At 34.4% G+C, this 19601-nt stretch carries 17 protein-coding genes; 9 read left to right on the forward strand and 8 right to left on the reverse strand.

The genetic code is table 11. The annotated features are described in order from the left end of the window. Positions 1 to 7: 7 nt before the first annotated feature. The 4 genes from nrfA to ACRD62_RS11285 all read right to left on the reverse strand — a co-directional run bounded on the left by nrfA (position 8) and on the right by ACRD62_RS11285 (position 4927). Entirely contained in the window at positions 8 to 1522 is a 1515-nt protein-coding gene (nrfA, locus tag ACRD62_RS11270; RefSeq protein WP_430820213.1) for an ammonia-forming cytochrome c nitrite reductase, read from the reverse strand. A gap of 15 nt (positions 1523 to 1537) precedes the next feature. Then, positions 1538 to 2125: a cytochrome c nitrite reductase small subunit gene (gene nrfH, locus ACRD62_RS11275; RefSeq protein WP_430820214.1), complete on the reverse strand. Its 588-nt coding sequence runs from the start codon at positions 2123 to 2125 to the stop codon at positions 1538 to 1540. A 127-nt stretch (positions 2126 to 2252) separates the two neighbouring features. Beyond that, entirely contained in the window at positions 2253 to 3884 is a 1632-nt protein-coding gene (gene hcp, locus ACRD62_RS11280; protein ID WP_430820215.1) for a hydroxylamine reductase, read from the reverse strand. Between the two features lie 161 nt (positions 3885 to 4045). Continuing rightward, positions 4046 to 4927: an ATP-binding protein gene (locus ACRD62_RS11285; protein WP_430820216.1), complete on the reverse strand. Its 882-nt coding sequence runs from the start codon at positions 4925 to 4927 to the stop codon at positions 4046 to 4048. Positions 4928 to 5054: 127 nt separating this feature from the next. On the opposite strand from ACRD62_RS11285, the gene ACRD62_RS11290 reads away from it, so the two are divergent. After that, positions 5055 to 5723 (forward strand): Crp/Fnr family transcriptional regulator, encoded by a 669-nt coding sequence (locus ACRD62_RS11290; RefSeq protein WP_430820217.1) that lies wholly within the window; start codon positions 5055 to 5057, stop codon positions 5721 to 5723. Positions 5724 to 5748: 25 nt separating this feature from the next. On the opposite strand, the gene ACRD62_RS11295 is transcribed toward ACRD62_RS11290, so the two are convergent. Beyond that, on the reverse strand, positions 5749 to 6747 hold the full coding sequence (locus tag ACRD62_RS11295; protein WP_430820218.1) for a T9SS type A sorting domain-containing protein: 999 nt from the start codon (positions 6745 to 6747) through the stop codon (positions 5749 to 5751). A gap of 188 nt (positions 6748 to 6935) precedes the next feature. Here ACRD62_RS11295 and ACRD62_RS11300 point away from each other — a divergent pair, with 188 nt between their 5' ends. From ACRD62_RS11300 to ACRD62_RS11320, 5 genes are all read left to right on the forward strand, one after another. Next, on the forward strand, positions 6936 to 7676 hold the full coding sequence (locus ACRD62_RS11300) for an N-formylglutamate amidohydrolase (RefSeq protein WP_430820219.1): 741 nt from the start codon (positions 6936 to 6938) through the stop codon (positions 7674 to 7676). Between the two features lie 302 nt (positions 7677 to 7978). Then, entirely contained in the window at positions 7979 to 9655 is a 1677-nt protein-coding gene (locus tag ACRD62_RS11305) for a hypothetical protein (protein WP_430820220.1), read from the forward strand. A 342-nt stretch (positions 9656 to 9997) separates the two neighbouring features. After that, the gene (locus tag ACRD62_RS11310) at positions 9998 to 11467 is read left to right on the forward strand and encodes an ATP-binding protein (protein ID WP_430820221.1); all 1470 of its coding nucleotides are present in this window, start codon (positions 9998 to 10000) and stop codon (positions 11465 to 11467) included. A gap of 12 nt (positions 11468 to 11479) precedes the next feature. Further along, the gene (locus ACRD62_RS11315; protein WP_430820222.1) at positions 11480 to 12826 is read left to right on the forward strand and encodes a sigma-54-dependent transcriptional regulator; all 1347 of its coding nucleotides are present in this window, start codon (positions 11480 to 11482) and stop codon (positions 12824 to 12826) included. Positions 12827 to 12885: 59 nt separating this feature from the next. Beyond that, positions 12886 to 13440: an archaemetzincin family Zn-dependent metalloprotease gene (locus ACRD62_RS11320; RefSeq protein WP_430820223.1), complete on the forward strand. Its 555-nt coding sequence runs from the start codon at positions 12886 to 12888 to the stop codon at positions 13438 to 13440. Positions 13441 to 13495: 55 nt separating this feature from the next. Here ACRD62_RS11320 and ACRD62_RS11325 read toward each other — a convergent pair whose 3' ends face one another. Then, complete coding sequence (locus ACRD62_RS11325) at positions 13496 to 14560, reverse strand: amidohydrolase family protein (protein WP_430820224.1); 1065 nt, start codon at positions 14558 to 14560, stop codon at positions 13496 to 13498. A 307-nt stretch (positions 14561 to 14867) separates the two neighbouring features. On the opposite strand from ACRD62_RS11325, the gene ACRD62_RS11330 reads away from it, so the two are divergent. The 3 genes from ACRD62_RS11330 (at position 14868) to mnmL (ending at position 17158) form a co-directional block, all read left to right on the forward strand. Continuing rightward, positions 14868 to 15077 carry a CCE_0567 family metalloprotein gene (locus ACRD62_RS11330; RefSeq protein WP_430820225.1) on the forward strand — a complete coding sequence of 70 codons (210 nt, stop codon included), beginning with the start codon at positions 14868 to 14870 and terminating at the stop codon, positions 15075 to 15077. A 226-nt stretch (positions 15078 to 15303) separates the two neighbouring features. Next, complete coding sequence (locus ACRD62_RS11335; protein WP_430820226.1) at positions 15304 to 16047, forward strand: carbonic anhydrase; 744 nt, start codon at positions 15304 to 15306, stop codon at positions 16045 to 16047. Positions 16048 to 16213: 166 nt separating this feature from the next. After that, positions 16214 to 17158, forward strand: a complete 945-nt coding sequence (gene mnmL, locus ACRD62_RS11340; protein WP_430820227.1) for a tRNA modification radical SAM protein MnmL/YtqA — start codon at positions 16214 to 16216, stop codon at positions 17156 to 17158. 78 nt (positions 17159 to 17236) lie between these two features. On the opposite strand, the gene ACRD62_RS11345 is transcribed toward mnmL, so the two are convergent. Together ACRD62_RS11345 and ACRD62_RS11350 are read right to left on the reverse strand one after the other, a co-directional pair. Beyond that, positions 17237 to 18370, reverse strand: coding sequence for a PepSY-associated TM helix domain-containing protein (locus tag ACRD62_RS11345; protein ID WP_430820228.1), 1134 nt, complete (start codon positions 18368 to 18370; stop codon positions 17237 to 17239). Between the two features lie 9 nt (positions 18371 to 18379). Next, a complete protein-coding gene (locus ACRD62_RS11350) occupies positions 18380 to 19510 on the reverse strand; it encodes an alpha/beta hydrolase (protein WP_430820229.1) in 1131 nt (376 codons plus the stop codon). Positions 19511 to 19601 lie beyond the last annotated feature (91 nt).

Here is a 19601-nt window from a genome sequence, read left to right on the forward strand (position 1 = left end):
TAAAATATTACTGTATTGATGTTGTATAAGTAGCTTCTCGTTTAGCACCTTCTTCTTTCCATTTTGGAACTACTGTCTTAAGGAACTCGTTCTTTTCTTGCTGAAGTAAATCAACTGGTAAACCGATGTATTCCTGTGCTTTTGATTTTGTTGTGATGTCAGGATAAGGAACCTCTTCGTTGTGTCCCAAAGAGGCAAGTAAACGGCTAAGTTTTAAACGACCTTCCTGAGCAATGGCAATGCCTGTAGAAATCACTCTACCAATTTCAACTGGTGAATGGAATGATCCTCCGTGACTGGCAGCAGCATAATCCCAACGCCATTGCGAATGACGAATATCCATTAATATATCTTTCATTTGCTCTTCGGTGGCACCTAATTCCCAGGCTAATTTGGCTTCAACATGTGCCCGAACGACTAATTCTTCCAGTTTGTCACGATTTTCGATAATACGATCCTGACGTTCGTAAACATCGGCAACCAGACTGGCTGTTTCTTCACGGTGACAAACCTGGCAAGAGTTAGCAACATTATTTAATGGACTCTGAATATGGTGATCAGTAAACTTTTGGCCACCTTCGCTTTTATAAGGCATATGACAATCGGCACATGAGACACCGCGTTTGGCATGCACACCTGTAAGATATACTTCATATCCGGGATGCTGTGCTTTAAGCATAGGTGCCTTACTTAATTTATGTGTCCAGTCAGAAAACTCAATAGCATCGTAATATTCTTCCATCGCTTCAACCGACATACCATTATCCCAAGGAAATGTCAGGTATGGAGATCCTGGATGGGATTTTTTATTAAAATAATATTCTACATGGCACTGTGCACACACAAGCGAACGCATCTCCTGATGAGTGGCGGTATTAATGTCTTTACCCATTCGTTCGAAGGCCTCAACCAATGCAGGACGTGTGATTTTAAGATTCATGGTTTTTGAATCATGGCAATCGGCACAACCAATCGCATTCATTACTTCTGAGCCTTTTTCTTCCCAGGTGCCTTTATAAAAATCTGCAGGACCCATTTCTTTCATCAGGCGAGGCACATCCGGGCTTTTGCATGTCCAGCATGTATTAGGCATCGGACTTTTTTCTTCACCCATCGGAGCTCCGGTTCGTAAAGTATTATGAATATCTTCAACGGCATATAAGTGGCCACGTCCCTGATTATAATCTTTTGAAAATCCATAGCCAGCCCAAAGAACAACTAAACGAGGATCAACTTCCAGCATATCAATCATGGCTCCACCATTGTATTTGCTGGCGAAAAGAGTGTCTTTTGTTTGAAGGTAGGATTGATATTCTTTAGGGAAATTTTGTCCCCAAACGTCGTTTCGGGGTTCTGTTTGTGAATAGGTAACCTGAGGTGTATATGCAAAAACAGCCTCTGCGCGTCGTTCAATAACAGAAGAAGCCAGAAGTCCTAGGAGAAATACAACAATTATAGTGATGAAAAACAAAGCCCAACCCAGCCATGGTTTTTCTTTTATTTGATCTCGTATTGGTTTCATAATTTAAGATTTAAGTTAATTTTTACTGTTAAGGTTTTGGATCCATTCAGGTAGAGGACTTTCTGGAACGGGAACACGTGCATTGGGTACACTTGAGAGACTGTTAACTCTACCATGTGGAGTTTCTCTATGACATTCCCAGCATTTTCGATCATCAATGTTGAAGTGTACATCCGGTGCTTTGGCAAGTACTTTCTCATTGCTGATCAGGTGTTGATGGCATCTGATACAATTCTCCTGTACCACTTCTTTGCCTTCATCCTTAATAAAAATAACCTGGGGTTCGGCACGCATGGTGAATATGGATGCATGTCTCATTCCGTCTTTTGCCTTGAAATAGTATGTGTTAACTATATTGTCATGAGGAACATGACAATCGTTGCAACTGGCAACTTCACGATGAGCGCTATGATTCCAGGTTGCATACTGTGGTGCCATAATATGGCAGTTTACACATGTTTTTGGATCATCCGACAGATAGGAGTGAGCTCTGGCCACATAAAACAAGTAAAAGCCCATGCCAAAAAATATGCCTAATGCAAGTATGACAGGAACTTTCCATTGTTCTGGTGGTTTTAGAAAATCAAAAAACTTTTTTTTCATAAACCGTTGTTTTAGTAAATTTGGATTTAAAGGATTTATATAAAAATAAAAAACACTATCTGCATTTTCCATTGGAAAGTACAGATAGTGTGTAATTTATATTAAGTATGTATAACTCATATTTTTTCTAGGCAATCCAGTTTTTAATGTCATCCTCTACAGTAGAAATAGATCCGATACCAAAGGTTTCAACCAGGATTTTAGCAACATTAGGTGATAAAAAGGCTGGTAAGGTTGGACCGAGGTTGATATTTTTAACCCCAAGGTGCAATAGAGCCAGTAATACAATCACAGCTTTTTGTTCGTACCAGGCAATGTTATACACAATTGGCAGGTCGTTGATGTCTTCAAGTTCAAATACTTCTTTAAGTTTTAAAGCGGTAACAGCAAGGCTATAAGAGTCGTTACACTGTCCGGCATCCAAAACGCGTGGTATTCCACCAATATCACCCAAAGGTAACTTGTTGTATCTGTACTTCGCACAGCCAGCTGTTAGAATTATTGTATCCTTAGGCAATTCATTCGCAAAATCAGTATAGTATTGTCTGTCTTTCATTCTTCCATCACACCCTGCCATAACCACGAATTTCTTTACAGCACCTGTTTTTACGGCATCAACTACTTTATCTGCCAGTTGCAAAACCTGATTGTGAGCAAAACCACCAACAATGGTACCTGTTTCAATTTCAGTTGGGGCAGCACATTTTTTTGCATGTTCAATAATGATTGAAAAATCCTTTGGCTGTCCGTTTTGGCGATCGGCAATGTGTGTACATCCATCAAAACCTGAAGCTCCTGTTGTATAAACTCTTTCTTTGTATGAAGCTTTTGGAGGAACAATGCAGTTGGTAGTGAATAGGATTGGACCGTTAAATGTTTCAAACTCTTCCGTTTGTTTCCACCATGCACTACCGTAATTGCCAACAAAGTTTTCGTATTTCTTGAATTTAGGATAATAGTGAGCAGGTAACATCTCACTGTGGGTATAAACATCAACACCTGTTCCCTGAGTCTGTTCAAGAAGTTCTTGCAAGTCTTTTAAATCATGACCACTGATAAGAATGGCAGGATTTTTCGAAACACCAATGTTCACTGAGGTTACTTCAGGATGACCAAACGATTCAGTATTAGCTTTATCTAATAGGGCCATTACATCCACGCCATATTTTCCGCATTCCAACACTAAAGGCAATAATTCATCGGCTGCAATATTGGCTTTAGTTGTTGCAATCAGAGCTTTGCGGATGAAAGCATAAATCTCTGGATTTTCAAATCCAAGGTTCCAGGCATGCTCACCATAGGCCGCCATACCTTTCAAACCATATGTTAATAATTCTTTTAATGAACGAATGTCTTCATTTTCAATGGAAAGAATGCCGATCAGTAAACTTTTTGATTCCATTTCATTCTGATCTCTAGCACGAAAAACGGCTGAATCATGTAATTCAACAGGTGCATTGGCTTGTGCTCTTAGATCATCCTGAATTGTATAACCTTCTTTAATTTTTTCAATAATCTTATTGCTATCAAAATTAGCATTGGTGATAGTAATAAATAAGGCATCAATAATGTATTTATCCGCCTTGGCTGTATCAAGTTTACTATCAGCGCCAAGTTGACTCCAAATGGCAACCCCCTTTGTAGTATACAATAATAAATCCTGCAAATTGGCTACTTCCGGTGTTTTCCCACAAACCCCTTTTATTGAACAACCTACGCCTTTTGAAGCCTCCTGGCACTGATAACAAAACATACTCATGATTTTTTCTTTTACTTGATTATTATTTATTTAGCTTATTAGTTTCCCCGATGGCTATCGGGGGCAGAAGGCAGTTGATAAAATGCTTCAGAAAAGAGCATAGGAATCCCATTAAAGTACTTTTGCCTTTTGCCTGTTTAACTTTTAACTTGATTATTTTTCTATACCCATTCTTCAGAAAGGATTTCTCCTTCGATGGATACTACGACCTTTTTTAGAGGAATTTTGCGTGAAGCCAGATCAACAGCCTGTTTTGCCATCTGAAGTAATCCTCCACAGCATGGAACCTGCATAATGGTAACTGTCAGTGTGTTGATTTTTGCATCATCAATCAGTTTTACTAATTTATCGATGTAAACACTGTGACCATCATCCAGCTTTGGACAGGCAATACCAACACTACGGCCTTTCAGATATTTACTGTGAAAATTTCCCATGGCAAAAGCCACACAATCAGCAGCTAAAACCATATCTGATTCGATAAAGTAATTTGCCATCGGATTGATCAGATGCATTTGCACCGGCCATTGACGAAGCTCCGAAGGAGCGTCTGTATTGGTTGGCTGACTTGTAATAGCACTTGGTCTTTCAATGCTTCTGGCCTGAGATCCCGGACAACCACCACCAACATGACCTGTATGCATCACTGATATTTTTGGTTTATGTACCTGACGTGTCACATCTTCTACCTTGAAATCAAGTTTGTCTTCATTTTCTCTCAACCAACCAACAGCTTGTTTAAGAAATACGGTTTCGTTATGATCTTTTAAATGCTTCAGGTGTGCTACAACAGTGTTGATCCCTTTCTCGACCATAATCTCAATCACCTTAATTTCATCATATGGTTCAGCTTCACGCTTTTCAATAGTCATGGCGTCCTGTGGGCAATGGTTCAGGCAGGCACCTAATCCATCGCACATCAAGTCGCTTACTAATCGAGCTTTACCATCGATTATCTGAAGAGCCCCCTCGTGACATTCAGGAATGCAAACCCCACAACCATTGCATTTTTCCTCGTCGATTTTTACTACTTCCCGTATCATTGAATATATTTTTTAGTTTTTTTCTGTTATTGTATTAGCAAATGTAAGATGAGATGCATTCCAATGCTGTAACAAATGTTACAAAATCGAAATTAATTCATAATTTGGCACTTTATTACTTAAATCTATGGATCTATTATATAAATGTCCACTATTTAAAGGAGTTAATCCGGATGATTTGGATAAATATCTGGAAAGTATTCACTATCAAATTAAGAAGTATAATAAGGATCAGATAATAGCGCAGGCAGGAGAGGAATGTAATGCATTATTAATCATGTTGAAAGGTAGCGTAAAAGGAGAGATGATTGATCCTTCGGGTAAGGCAATAAAGATTGAAGACATTGAACCACCCAAACCCTTAGCGATTGCGTTTATTTTCGGTCAGAATAATTATTTTCCGGTAAATATTGTTGCTACCACAGATGTTGAGATATTTAAGCTTCCCAAAGAATCAATCATAAGGTTGATGCAGGTGAGTGCACCATTTCTTCAAAATTTTATGAATAACATTTCCAATCGCGCTCAATTCTTATCTAATAAAATTCGTTTTCTTACATTTCAGACTATCAGGGGTAAACTGGCTCATTATTTATTACAATTGGCTGGTTCTATAAACGGAGAAATCATTCTTCCTAAAAGTCAGGAAGAATTAGCTTCATTATTCGGTGTTACACGTCCTTCATTAGGCAGAGCAATTCGTGAGCTGCATAATGAGGGTATTATTTTTGCTCAGGGGAAAAGTATTAAAATACTGGATCGAAAACTGTTGTTGCAACAATTAAAAAAGGGTTAGACCTGAATGCGATAACTTTAAATGATTATTGTAAGACTATTTTATTGATGGTTTTTAAATCTTCTGTTTCAATTACTATTAGATATATACCTTTTGCAAATGATGATATATCAAGATCGACAGAATTATTAAAATCAAAGTTTCTGAAGTATAATTTTGTACCCGCCAGGTTAAACAATGATATTTCGGTCGGTATTGAAGACTGATTTACACTTGTTATTCTGATATTTCCTTTTGTAGGATTGGGAGTTATAGTAAAAGCTGTAGTTAAGTTTGTTTCTATATAAGTATTTGGGTTTTCTTCAATAAAAAGTTCATAAACTTCAGATTCATTTAAGGCCCGGTTATATATTCTGATATCATCAATCACACCTTTAAATGTTGGTGTGGAATTGTATTGTTCGCTACCTGCAATACATAGATTTTGAAGTGGATTATCCAATTCTACCAGATCCCATTCATATTCCTGATAGTTTTCTTTAGTGCCATCAATCCATATTTCAAGTTTAGCAGGTGAAGCGTGGGTAATTCCAACAATATGGTGCCATAGTCCATCATTTACTACTCTTTTAGAGTAATTAGAAAACATGTAATCGTTATGTCTCCAGTTTTCATCTCTACTGTCAAACCTCACTGTGTCGTTAAAATATAGAGTATAGCCGCAGATTGGAACATCAGTAAAATTATAGCCATACTTGGTAACCACAAATCTGTTTGCTTCAGGTTTATCTGTGGTTTTGATCCAAACGCTAATACTAACTTCGCTGGTAATGTTTCTAAACGAACTACCTGCAGCAAATATGGCTCCTTGAAAATCAATGGCACAGTCACTATTACCAAAACGGTCTTCAACAAGAAAATAGGAATCGGTCCCATGTGAACTGAGACTGCAATCTCTAATCCCCATTAAATCAGTAAAACTCCCATTGGTAAAAGGGAAATGTCCTACCAAACCTTCAGTTGTTTGTCCATTGATAGATGAGCATAATACCCATAAGCTAAAAAGTAAGTAGAAAGCCTTCATAACGTAATTATTTAAATTAATAATTAAGACGAAAGGTTTTCACATAGTAAACAGGATTTAAATCTGGGGTTAATCGCAGAATAAGGCAATATTAAAGTTAATAAAAAGGGAGTGTGAAAACAATGCTTTTAACAAAGTTTTGAATCTTCTTATGAATTCATTTTACTTGAATAAATATCATTTTATATTTGAATTCAATAGTTCATATTACTCCTGACATTTTAAAGAATATAGAGGTGGAAGTTAAACTGGTTTTAAGTTGCGAACATGCTGTAAATACTATACCGGAAAAGTTTAAAAACATGTTTCATCAAGTGGAAAATTTGCTTGAAACACATCGCGGGTATGATAGTGGAGCACTTGATTTGATGAATTGCATGAAAAACACTAAAGTGTCATATATTCAAGTTGCTACGGCTTCACGTATGGTTGTTGATGTTAACCGTTCGCTATATAGAAGAACTCTTTTTTCAGAATTTACCAAGCCTTTGGATAAGGCTGTAAAAGATGAAATATTGGAAGAGTATTATTATGGTTTTCGTCGTCCGTTTGAAGACAAAATCTATCAATATTGGCAACAAAATTGTATTGTCTTGCATCTGTCGGTTCACTCATTTACACCTGTATTAAATGGTGAAATCCGTCAAACTGATTTTGGAATTTTATATCATCCCGGTCGTAAACAGGAGAAACAATTTGCTAAAATCTGGAAGAAAGAATTACTGAAACTAATGCCTGAATTTAGGGTTAGATTTAATTATCCATACAGAGGTAAACCAGATGGTCATGTTCGTTATTTCAGAGACAGAGAGAACGAAAAATATATTGGTCTGGAGTTTGAAATGAATCAGAAGTTTGCAAAGAATAAAATTGTGCATAAGAATATTTCTTCAGCTTTTTATTCTGCCTTAGGCAACCTTTACAAATAATATTTAGGAAATTAATTAAAATTGGTTTGATAGTCAGATTAGAAATTAAAGCTTTACGTTATTTAGTGTTTAATATTTCAACAGTGTTTAATTTTTAAACAGCCATTCTAATTGCCTTAAATACAATTTGTTATCTATAGTTAGATCTGTTTTTGTATAAATTTTCAACATCCGAAGATAAATTTAGTCTATCTATAATTTTGTAAATTCCTTTTAGTCAGTGGAATGTATTGGTGTGGCATTGATCTTGATTCTGTGATTGCAGTTCACTTAATATATACCAAAACATAAAACCAGCTATCATGAAATACAAGATGTATATTGTAGGTTTAATGTTGTATTTCTTATGTAATGCAACCATAATTGCCAACATGTCCAATGATGATATTGAGCAAGAGAATCAGCCCCTGAATATTCAATATTCACCTGATTTACAGAATTTAATGCTTAATTGGATAAATGAATATCAGAAATTTAATCCGGATTTAAGTCTGAATGTTAGACAAGTATCAGAAACTCATTTTGCAAACAATACTTATCTTAGTTTTCTTTCTGGTAGATCTGAGCTAGCTAACATATCAGATCATCAATGGAAAATAGTTGTAGGCCATGACGCTGTAGTGCCAATCGTTAATTTAAATAATCCATTTTTAAAAGAAATCAAAGATCAAGGAATTACCTCTTCAAATTTAGCAGTACTTCTTTCAGGTGCAGCTAAGCCGGATTGGATCGTTTTATTAGATGGAATTCAAAGTAGCTTATTAAAATTATATGTATTAGAGGATGAATTTGTTAATAAAAGCCTTGCAGAATTTACAGGACTAGACCCAGAACTAATTATGGGTTTGAAAGCTTCCAATTTAGATCAACTGCTGCTAGCTATAGAAAAAAATCCATATGCAATTGGATTTTGCAGATTAAAAGACATCATAAAGGATAATGTAAACGAATGGGCTGACAATATTATGATCCTACCAATTGATAAGAACGCTAATAGACGAATTGATAATTTCGAGAATATATATGAAAGCCCCAATACGTTTCTAAGAGGCGTTTGGATTGGTAAGTATCCAACAAAATTAAGTGGCAATATTTATGCAATATCAACTATGCAACCAACAAATGAGGCTACAATTAAATTTTTGAATTGGATACTTTCTGATGGAAGTAAATATTTGAATAACTATGGATATAGTCAATTGGCCTCAGCTGAAAAGCAGGAATATATGGATATGATAAATCCTAATGAGCTTGCTGTGTCGCAAACTGAGTTTGTTAAGTCTACTTATAATTGGGTTTTCATCTTAATTGGCTTAACTGCCTTTTTTATTGCAGTAGTTTATCTATGGATTAAACTAAATTTGGGACGTTCAGCTTCTCCTGTCAATAAAATTCATATGGCTCCAGGTTTGAATGAAAACACAATTATGGCACCCAAGGGCTTATATTTTGATAAAACACATACCTGGACATATATGGAGAAGGAAGGTCTAGTCAAAATAGGTGTTGATGATTTTATTCAGCATGTAACAGGTAATATCACTAGGGTGATGATGAAAGAACCTGGAGAAATTGTGCAAAAAGGAGAAAAAATTCTCACTATAAGTCATTTAGGTAAGCAGATAACATTGTATTCACCAATTACGGGAATTATTAAAAAACAAAATAAGCATCTTTTAACTTCTGCAACCCTGGTAAATACTTTGCCATACACCGAAGGCTGGATTTATTTGATAGAGCCTTTAAACTGGCTACGAGAGATACATTTTATGTTTATGGCGGATACCTATAAAGATTGGTTGAAATCTGAATTGGTAAGACTAAAGCATTTTTTAGTCTATGCAGTCAAATCAAATACATCTGCTTATCAACATATTATTTTACAAGATGGGGGTGAGTTACATGATAATGTGCTGGCTGATTTGGAACCTGAGGTATGGGAAGAATTTCAGACCAAATTTATTGACACGAGTAAATAAATATAAAAGAACCTAAAAGTTCGATGGGACTGATTTAAGTATCTGTTTAATAACATATAACTGGTTTATGTAATTCTGTTTTTTATCAGTAATTTACAATAACTGAACTAAAATACTTGGATCAACCATTTATTTGAGGGCATGAAATGGCTCACTAATATAATATTTAAGAAAAGCTTGAATCATCGGCTGTTAAAAAGGCATATCAAATTCCATTCTTCCATTTATGGGAGAGTGGTTTTTGTGATTTTTATTTCAGTTGTATTTCTTTTTGTTTCTTTTAGTTTGATATTCAGGTCGTTAAATGAAGAGTATTTTAAATCCGTTCTTCATGACAAAGGTATGAATATTGGTTCCTTAGTAGAAGGTGCTTTATATCGTTCAATGCTCGAAAATGACAGAACATCACTCCAGAATACACTGGATGAAATTAACACAATGTCGGGGATTGATGATGTAAATATGTATGACAGTTTTTATAACCTTGTATATACTTCAATTTCAAATGATTCGTTGAAACATAGTGATCCTGATTGTATTAGTTGCCATGATGATTTTGCATCCATGTTTAAGGAGAAAGAAAAATCGTACAGAATAATTGATGTTGAAACAGCATGCAGTATGAATCATAACTCGGATGAAAGCAGGCATCTGATCATTAATTCTCCCATATTAAATTCTCCAACCTGCTCAACTAGTTCATGTCATGCTCATCCAGAAGAGCAGGAAGTGCTTGGTACTTTATTAATTAAATTACCAATGAAAGAATTGGATACGGCACTATCAACATCTACAACAGATTATATCATTTTGGCTTCTGCCATGTCAACTTTGCTATTTATTTTTCTAATAGTATTTACCTACAAAAAAATAGAAAATCCATTAAATGCAATTATAAAGGCCAGTGAAGCAGTTACTAAAGGAGATAAAAGTACTAGGTTAGAAATCAAAACAAATCAATTATCAGATATACGAACTGTATCAATAGCTTTCAATAACATGCTGGATAACCTTCAGGATGCTAATAATGAGTTACAGAATTGGTCGAAGCAATTGGAGTATAAAGTTCAGAAAAAAACGGAAGAATTAGGTCAGGTGCAAAATGAACTGATCAATGTGGAACGAATTGCATCATTGGGTAAGTTATCACTTTCTGTTGCTCATGAAATTAATAATCCTTTGTCTGGTATTCTTGTCTATTCCAAGTTGATTCAGAAACAAATGTTGAATAGTGTGATGGATAAGGAATATAAAGATAAAATATTGAAAAATCTTAAGTTAATTGAAAATGAAACCAAGCGCTGCGGAGAGATCGTGAAGGGATTGTTGGATTTTTCAAGAAAGGATCAGAATAATTTTGAGGACAAGCATCTTCATGAGGTTTTGCATGAAACTTATGAATTAATGGCTCATTCAATGAAAGTGGCCGGAATTAGTTTTATCTCCGATTTTGGAGCAAAAACAGATTTAATAAGATGCAGCCCGAATCAAATTAAACAAGCTTGTATTGCTATTCTGGTAAATGCTTCAGAAGCAATTACTGATAATGGAGAAATTATTCTCAGAACGAATAATCCAGATAGTGAAACCATTCGGATTGAAGTAATTGATAATGGAATTGGTATACCCGCAAGTGTTATCCATCATGTTTTTGAGCCTTTTTTCTCAACAAAAGATAAGACAAGTGGTATTGGATTAGGGTTAGCTATTGTACATGGTATTGTTCAGAATCATAATGGAAAAACAGATATAGTTTCAGAAACGGGTAAAGGCACATCAATGATGATTACTTTACCTTTAGTAAACAATTAACGACAATGTATTATGGATACTAAAATCACAATACTAATCGTTGACGATGAGGCATCGGTAAGAGATTCTTTATATCAGTGGTTTGTTGAGGACGGTTATCAGGTTGATTCAGCAGAAAGCGCAAAAGAGGCTCTTGTCAGGCTTGAGTCAAAAGATTTCGATATAGTGCTTGCTGATATAAAGATGCCGGGAATGGATGGGTTGGAAATGCTCCGACGAATTAAATCTTTGGAAAAAAATCCCATTGTAATAATAATGACTGCTTTTGCTACAGTTGATACTGCAGTTCAGGCCTTAAAGGATGGTGCTTACGATTATATAACCAAACCGTTTGATCCGGATGAGTTATCTCATTTAATACGTAATGCCAGTAAACAAATAACATTGGCAGCCGAAAATGATCTACTAAAAGAGAAGATAGTTTCTTTGGAAAACGTGGAGGATCTGATTGGAAACAGTGAAGCTATGCGTCATTTGATGCAGGAGATAAGCAGCATAGCCCAGTCAAATTCTTCTGTCATAATAACGGGAGAGAGCGGAACTGGAAAAGAATTGATTGCCAGAGCTATTCATGCTAATTCATCTCGTAAGTTTTTTCCACTGATTATTGTGCATTGTGGTGCATTAACCGAAAGTTTACTGGAAAGTGAATTGTTTGGACATGAAAAAGGTGCTTTTACGGGCGCAGTTTATAATCGAAAGGGACGATTTGAAATGGCTGACTGTGGTACTATTTTTCTGGATGAGATAGCTACAATTCCTCCAAAGATGCAGATTGAACTGTTACGGGTATTGGAAACAAAGACCTTTATGAGAGTTGGAGGAAACAAGGAAATTAGTTCAGATTTCAGAGTGATATGTGCAACCAACAGAGATTTAAAAAGCATGGTTGATAAAGGTCTTTTCCGCGAAGATCTTTATTATCGGTTGAATGTGATTACTATTAATGTGCCACCATTGCGCGAGAGAACTGAAGATATTCCTTTGTTGGTTGAATATTTTATTAAGAAATATTGTCATTCGATGAACAAACCAACTATTACTATTGACGCAAAGGCTTTAAAACGACTGGAGGAGTTTTCATTTCCGGGAAATATCAGAGAGTTGGAAAATATGATTGAAAGAGCAATTGTTGTAGGTGATGGAAAAAAAATACGGCTTAATGATCTACCTATAGGTAAAGAATCGGAAAATAGTCCATTTGAGAGTCTCAATGATGTTGAGAAAAAGCATATTCAATTTATTCTGAATAAATACAATTGGAACATTTCAACTTCAGCCAAAGTGTTGAAAGTAGACCGGGTGACACTTTATAATAAAATTAAGAAATATCATTTAAGTCCGAATAAAAACCAGTAGCCTGTTGCATTTTGAAAAAAGCGACAAAAATGATCTGCTGATTATTAAGATGTTGAGAAATGAATCCTTGTAAAATCACTTTAATATCTTTTGGGCAAATAGAGAAACCAAATCTTGAAATAATTGCCAGGGATGTTAAAAGAGAACTGCAGGTGCAAGTGGAATATAAGGAAGGGTTTATCGACATGAGTCAGTTTTTTGATCCATCGCGCAGCCAATATGATGCCGATCAGCTTATTCATTTAATCGATACTGAATATGCATCAGATACCACCAAAACTATTGGATTATTTACAGTTGACTTATTTATCGAAATCTTAACTTTCATTTATGGACAGGCATTTTTAAATGGCCGTTCAGGAATTGCTTCTTCATTTCGGTTAAATAATGAGCGTTATGGAATGAATAGAAATGATAGATTAACGTTAAAGAGATTCAGTAAGGAAATAATTCATGAGTTGGGGCATACCTTCGGTTTAATTCATTGCCATACGCCCGGATGTGTAATGATGTCGAGTACTTATGTAGAGGATATAGATTTAAAAAGTCATCAGTTTTGTTCTAATTGCAAAAATGAGTTAGAAATGATCTTCATTAACAATGTTAAATTCTAAACAGGAAAAAGATATTTTATGGGTCTTTTAATGTCCCATTTCTTATTAAAAGTTCTTATGTATTAAAAAAGTTTTTAGGATTGCTTTCTGCAATTAACTTATAGTTATTTTCACCCAAATAGCCTCTCAAATCAATGCTAAAATTCTTTTCAGTAGTTTCGGTTTGTACCATGTAGTAATCCGAACCAAATAAAATCTTATCATTAATATTCTCATCACCCAATAATATCTTTAAAACAGGAAAGAACCTTTTGTCATTCAGTGTAAATGAAATGTCGGAATACAGGTTTTTATACTTAGGTAACATATCCTTAATAATTGTGAACCAGTTATCAGGATTACCTGGTTTGTCAAGAAATTCTTCCCAATAATATGCAGAACCAAAATGCCCCAGACTTATTTTTAAATCAGGAAAATCATTCATAACCTGTTCCCAGTTTTTTGGATGAGTAAACATTGCACAAAGTTCTTTACGCTTTTTCCCTTTGGTCTCAATAGGGGTTTGTGATTTTGATAAAAGTTTTATTAAATTCTTTTTCGTCCCTTTAAAATGCACCGGATTAAATGGACTACAGTGAGTGATGACAGGTAAGTTATTGTTTTGACAATATTCATAAACAGGATACATTCTTTCATCATATGGAAAATAACCCAGAGGTGGATAAATTTTAACTCCTGTAAAGTTCCACTCTTCAATACTTTGTTTTAGCAAATCCATAATGTATGGTCTGCGTGGATCAACATGAATAAAGGGTAAGACTTGTGGGTGAGTTATTTTTAATTCTGCTAACTCTTTTAACTGATTTTTATAATCTCGTGGCACCTTACCGGCGCCCATATAAGCCATGTCCATCGCAAGTATTGCAAACTTGGTATCTTCAGGATAAAACTTTGAACAGCGCTCAAAAATGTCTTTTTGAGATGACATGCGACCAATTTCAACAAAACGAATATATCGATCGAAGGTATCCTGATCTGAAAATGGATTAATATTGTTTAAAAGCTTTGAAACAACTCTGAAACCAGCTTTGGTAGCAAGAATACGGACTAAACCAATGGGTAAAAAGGCACGTGGAATATCGCTTTCTTTAAAAGTATGAATGTGTGAGTTGTAAATCATTACGAACTTATAAGGTTAAATTAAAAATATAAAGAGTTTTTGTAAATAATTTTAATGAAGATATAAAGTTAAACTTTTAGCTAAAAGTTTAAACAATATATATTATTACTATAATAATTGATTGTAAATTCTTAGTGATATTTGTATTTGAGCCAAATAAATTAACTGTTACATATATGTAATAGAATCTTTTTATTTCTTACTATTTGGTTGGTGCTATTTTTTTAAGAGTTTGAAATTCAGAGGTGTTTTTTAGTTTGCATCATAATTGTAATCTTTTAATTTTTATTAATTAAAACTGATTGTTATGAGTACTGAAGAAATTAAAGATTTAGAGAAAGAAGTAAATAAACTAAAATTTAAGGCCGGGTTAAAAGCAAGTGAGTTACACGATTTAGTTGAGGATCGTTTATATGCCGATTTTGAGGACTTGATTCCTTTTGCTGAAGCAACTTATGCTGCTTGTAAAGCATGGAATGATAAAATGAAAGAATTACAGAAAATAAAAGGTATGTAATTGTAATTTAATATTGAGGATTGAATGATCATTTATGATGTTGATTTATTGGTTCTTCATTAAATTCTTATAATAGAATTTTAGACTCAATTATTCTAAATTTCTTTAAATGTTGTAAATCAGACTAGTAGAGGTTGGATGGTGTGAAACTTTTAAATAAATACGTAGTATAAAGAGATTATACAGTTTAATTAAAAGGGGTAATTAATCTTTTTACAATTTTAAAATGGGGAAATTAAAATTGAATTGGGGGTACAGTGCTAAAACTGCATTGTTATTAGGTATTTGTATGGTTTTTACTAGTGCTCATGCACAGGATATAAAGCCACAGGAAGCTTTAACGCAATTAAAGCAAGGTAATGAAAGGTATGTGAATGGAGTGAGTTCACATCCGCATTTAAATCAGCATCAAAGAAATCTAACCTGGGAGAATGGACAGCATCCGTTTGCAACAATTATTGCATGTTCTGATTCACGTGTACCAGTAGAATTAGTTTTTGATGTTGGTATTGGAGATATATTTTCAATCAGGGTTGCCGGAAATGTTTGTGACGTTGATGAAGTAGGTTCAATTGAGTATGGAGTAGCACATTTACATACACCGGTTTTGGTTATTTTGGGACACTCAAGTTGTGGAGCTGTTACAGCAGTTACAAGAGGTGATAAAGTACATGGAAGCATACCTGCATTGGTTGATAATATTGCTCCGGCAGTAAAACATGCAAAACACAAGCATGGATCTGAATTTTCAGAGGAATTGCTAAATGCTGCCATTGAAAATAATGTATGGCAATCCATTGAGGATCTATTAACTCATAGTCCCGATGCCCGTGAATTAGTTGAAAAGGGAGAACTAATTGTTGAAGGAGCCATATATGATTTACATACTGGTGAAGTGATATGGCTTGGACATCACCCACAGCAAGCTTCTCTGTTGAAATCACATGGAACCTATGCTTCAAAGCATTAGAAATAAAATATAAAAGTAATTTTGGAGGAAGTATGTTGAATAAGCATGCTTCCTTTTTTTATTAATCAATTGTAGTCAGTAGTTCTTGTCATTAAATCAGATACCCTTCTTAAGTTATTAACATTTTCATTTGTTTGGCTACCTTTGCCGCTTCAAGAAATAATGCATGAATTATAGTTGGGGAAATAATAAACGATACAACGATTATAGCTCTTATATAAAGAAAACCTTTGGTGAGCGAGTTCAAAAGCTTTCTGTTAATGCCGGATTTACCTGTCCGAATAGAGATGGAACAAAAGGAGTTGGGGGCTGTGCATTTTGTAACAACAGCACTTTTAATCCGTCATATTGTGGTCCTGAAAAAACTATATCACAACAGCTTGAGCAGGGTATTTCATTTTTTCAACCCAAATATAAAACAATGCAGTATCTTGCTTATTTTCAAGCATACAGTAATACCTATGGAGATACGCAAGAGTTACTGAAATTGTATAAAGAAGCATTGGATCATCCATTGGTAAAGGGGTTGGTACTTGGTACCCGACCAGATTGTATTTCCGATGATTTATTGGAACATCTGGCAACGTGGCAAAAAGACTATTATATTGCTATTGAATTAGGAGCTGAGTCAACCCTTGAAAAGACTCTTATTGATATCAACAGGGGACATACATATGATGAAACAGTTCAAACTACTCAGCGGATTGTATCATATGATATTCCGGTTGGTTTGCACTTAATAATGGGACTTCCCGGAGAAACAAGAGATGACATATTGCTTCATGCTTCTGAAGTATCAAAATTGCCAGTTAATTTTCTAAAGTTACATCAATTACAGATTGTTAAAGGAAGTTTGTTTGCTAAAAAATTCAGGAATAATCCAGAAAGTTTTCAATTATTTTCTGCTGAAGAATACATTGAAATAGTAGTTGATTTTATTGAGCGATTGAATCCGAATGTTATTTTGGAGCGTTTTATCAGTCAGGCGCCTCATGATTTATTAATAGCTCCCAGATGGGGATTGAAGAATTTTGAGTTTGTATCTAAAGTAGAGAAGCGCCTTAAAGAACGAGATACCTGGCAGGGAAAGCTATTTGAATTTGGAAATTAGTTCTTAAAAACATTATAGCGGTATTGCATATCCTGAAGTTTAATGCAATTAACCGCTATATGATATTTTTTAAGATTCTCAATTAATAGTTGAAAACTTTGCTTTTGCCCTTTTAGAAGCTTTATGTTTTTGCCACCAAATATAAAATCCTGTTAAGGGCATAAGACTAATGACTAATCCACCTATAAATGTTATTATCTTACCCAGCAATCCCCATGATCCCATATGTAAAGTCCAAAACAGATTTTTAATTTGCTCAGTTAAAACAGCTTCATCTCCAATATCTAATTTTTCTCCGGTATATCGGTTAAATACAATAAAATCAAGCTCTGTTGTTGATTTTAAATTTACATTTTTTGTTGCTTTTACCGGGATAATACCTGATTCTCTGCTTAAAAAATAGGTGAATATTTGAAGCTGGTCTTTATCTGTAAATTGATTTAGTGTTTTTTCTATAATTTTATTAATAGGGTAGTTATCTTTTATTTCAGGTTGAAAAGAAGGATAAGTTGCTTCCCATGGTGTTTTGGAGTTACCTCCCAATAAGTCAGTAGTTGTTGCTGCTAATGGTTTGAATGCTATAATTAATCCTGTTAATCCTAATATTAAAGCCAAAGCAAGAGTGTAAAAACCAAACACACTGTGAAAATTATGGTTCAAACGTTTAAATGAAACATTCCATTTTATTGTAAACGCTCCTTTTAAATGTTTTTTTGACCATGTCTTTGGCCACCATAAAATGAGACCTGTAATAAGTAGAATGATGAAAACAATTATTGAGATATCTACAATGTATTCTCCTGGCCCGTGCCACATAAACGAACTATGAAGATGTGCTGTAACATAAAAAAAATTGATGGTTCCGTCGTCTTTTAAAATTTTACCGCTATATGGATCCACATATATCATTCGAAGTCCTTTTTGAGGATCATAACTGTTAAATCTAATGCTTCGTTCTGGTGCCCTGTAGGCAACCATATAACTTGGGATTCTTCTGTTGGGATATTCTCTTTTTAGGTTATCCAGAATTGTTTCTATTGCCACTTTTTCATCACGTACTTCTTTAACATATCGATGCTTGCCAGCTGATAATTCAATAATTTCGTCTGCAAATACAATAATTGTTCCTGTAATACAGACAAAAAACACAATTGGGAATGTGATCAATCCCATCCACAAATGAATTTTAGCAAATAAATGTTTTACTTTCATATGTATATTTTATGGTTGTTTTTGTAAGGTTGATATCTCTTTGTGTTTATCTCCTAAATCCTTCATATTATGGCGATAATAATATTCAGCAAGGGCAGAATGAGCATATGAACTGTTGGGATAATATCGCACATGCATTTTTCTGATTTCTAATTCTGCCTGGTATTGTTTCACCTTTTTACAATATTTTGCTAAATCATCCAGGAGATTTGATTCTGGTAAGAAATTGTTTCCTAATCTATTAGATAATTGCACATACGTCTCTTCAATTAAACTTGTATCGAATGGAATCTTTTTAACAGGCAAGGTAATGCCGCTAAATATGGCTCTTAATCCATTAAAAGTGGCAGGAATAGTAATTGTCCCATGATCTTCATTTCCGAAATATTCACTTTTGAAATACAATGAATTTTTTGGATGTTCATCAATGAATTGTTGAAATTTTAAAATTGATTCAGTATGGTTAAACCTATCTTTTTCTATTGTATCCTTTGCAGCAACAGAAAGGTATAGACTTGTTGTATCAAATGAAATTTTACTCCATGAATCTTCCATATTTTCAATCAGGCTTTGATTATCCCACCAAAGACTGGGATCATGAGCTAAATAAGTGCTGAAGAAGTTCGATTGATTTAGGAACGAATAAATCGTAAAAAGTCCACCGAAAGAATGACCGGAGAGTATATTAAATCCATTGGTTCGATAGTGTAGATTGATGTAATTACCCAATTCTGATTCTAAGAAATATCTGAAAGATTCAGCACCTCCACTGTTACTATGAATAGGTATATTATTGTGTAATATAGTATCGTTGGAAGGGGTTAAATCTCGAGAACGATCGGTATTTATAATACCCACAACTATCATTTCAGGTAGGTAACGATACAGTCCTTTAGACAATGCATCAACGATTGTAACTGTTTGATTAAATAACCTTTCTCCATCTAATACATATAAAACCGGGTATTGGTTGTCCTTAAAATCAATTGATAAATAACTATCTGGTAAGTGGATCAATATCTCCCTTTCTTCATTAAGATGTGTTGAATAAATCTGTATTTTTTCACCTATAGAAATAGATTGTGAATTAACATTGCTAATATATATGATTATTAAAATGATTAAGGTATAGTATTTCATTCTTCTTTAGTTTTTATATTCTCTGCCTTACAGATTTTTATTTTTCAAATGTAGACAGCAGATAAAGTCTGCACAATCGCTTAATGTTGGG

The sequence above is a fragment of the Carboxylicivirga caseinilyticus genome (genome assembly GCF_050589785.1).
Lineage (GTDB): Bacteria > Bacteroidota > Bacteroidia > Bacteroidales > Marinilabiliaceae > Carboxylicivirga > Carboxylicivirga caseinilyticus.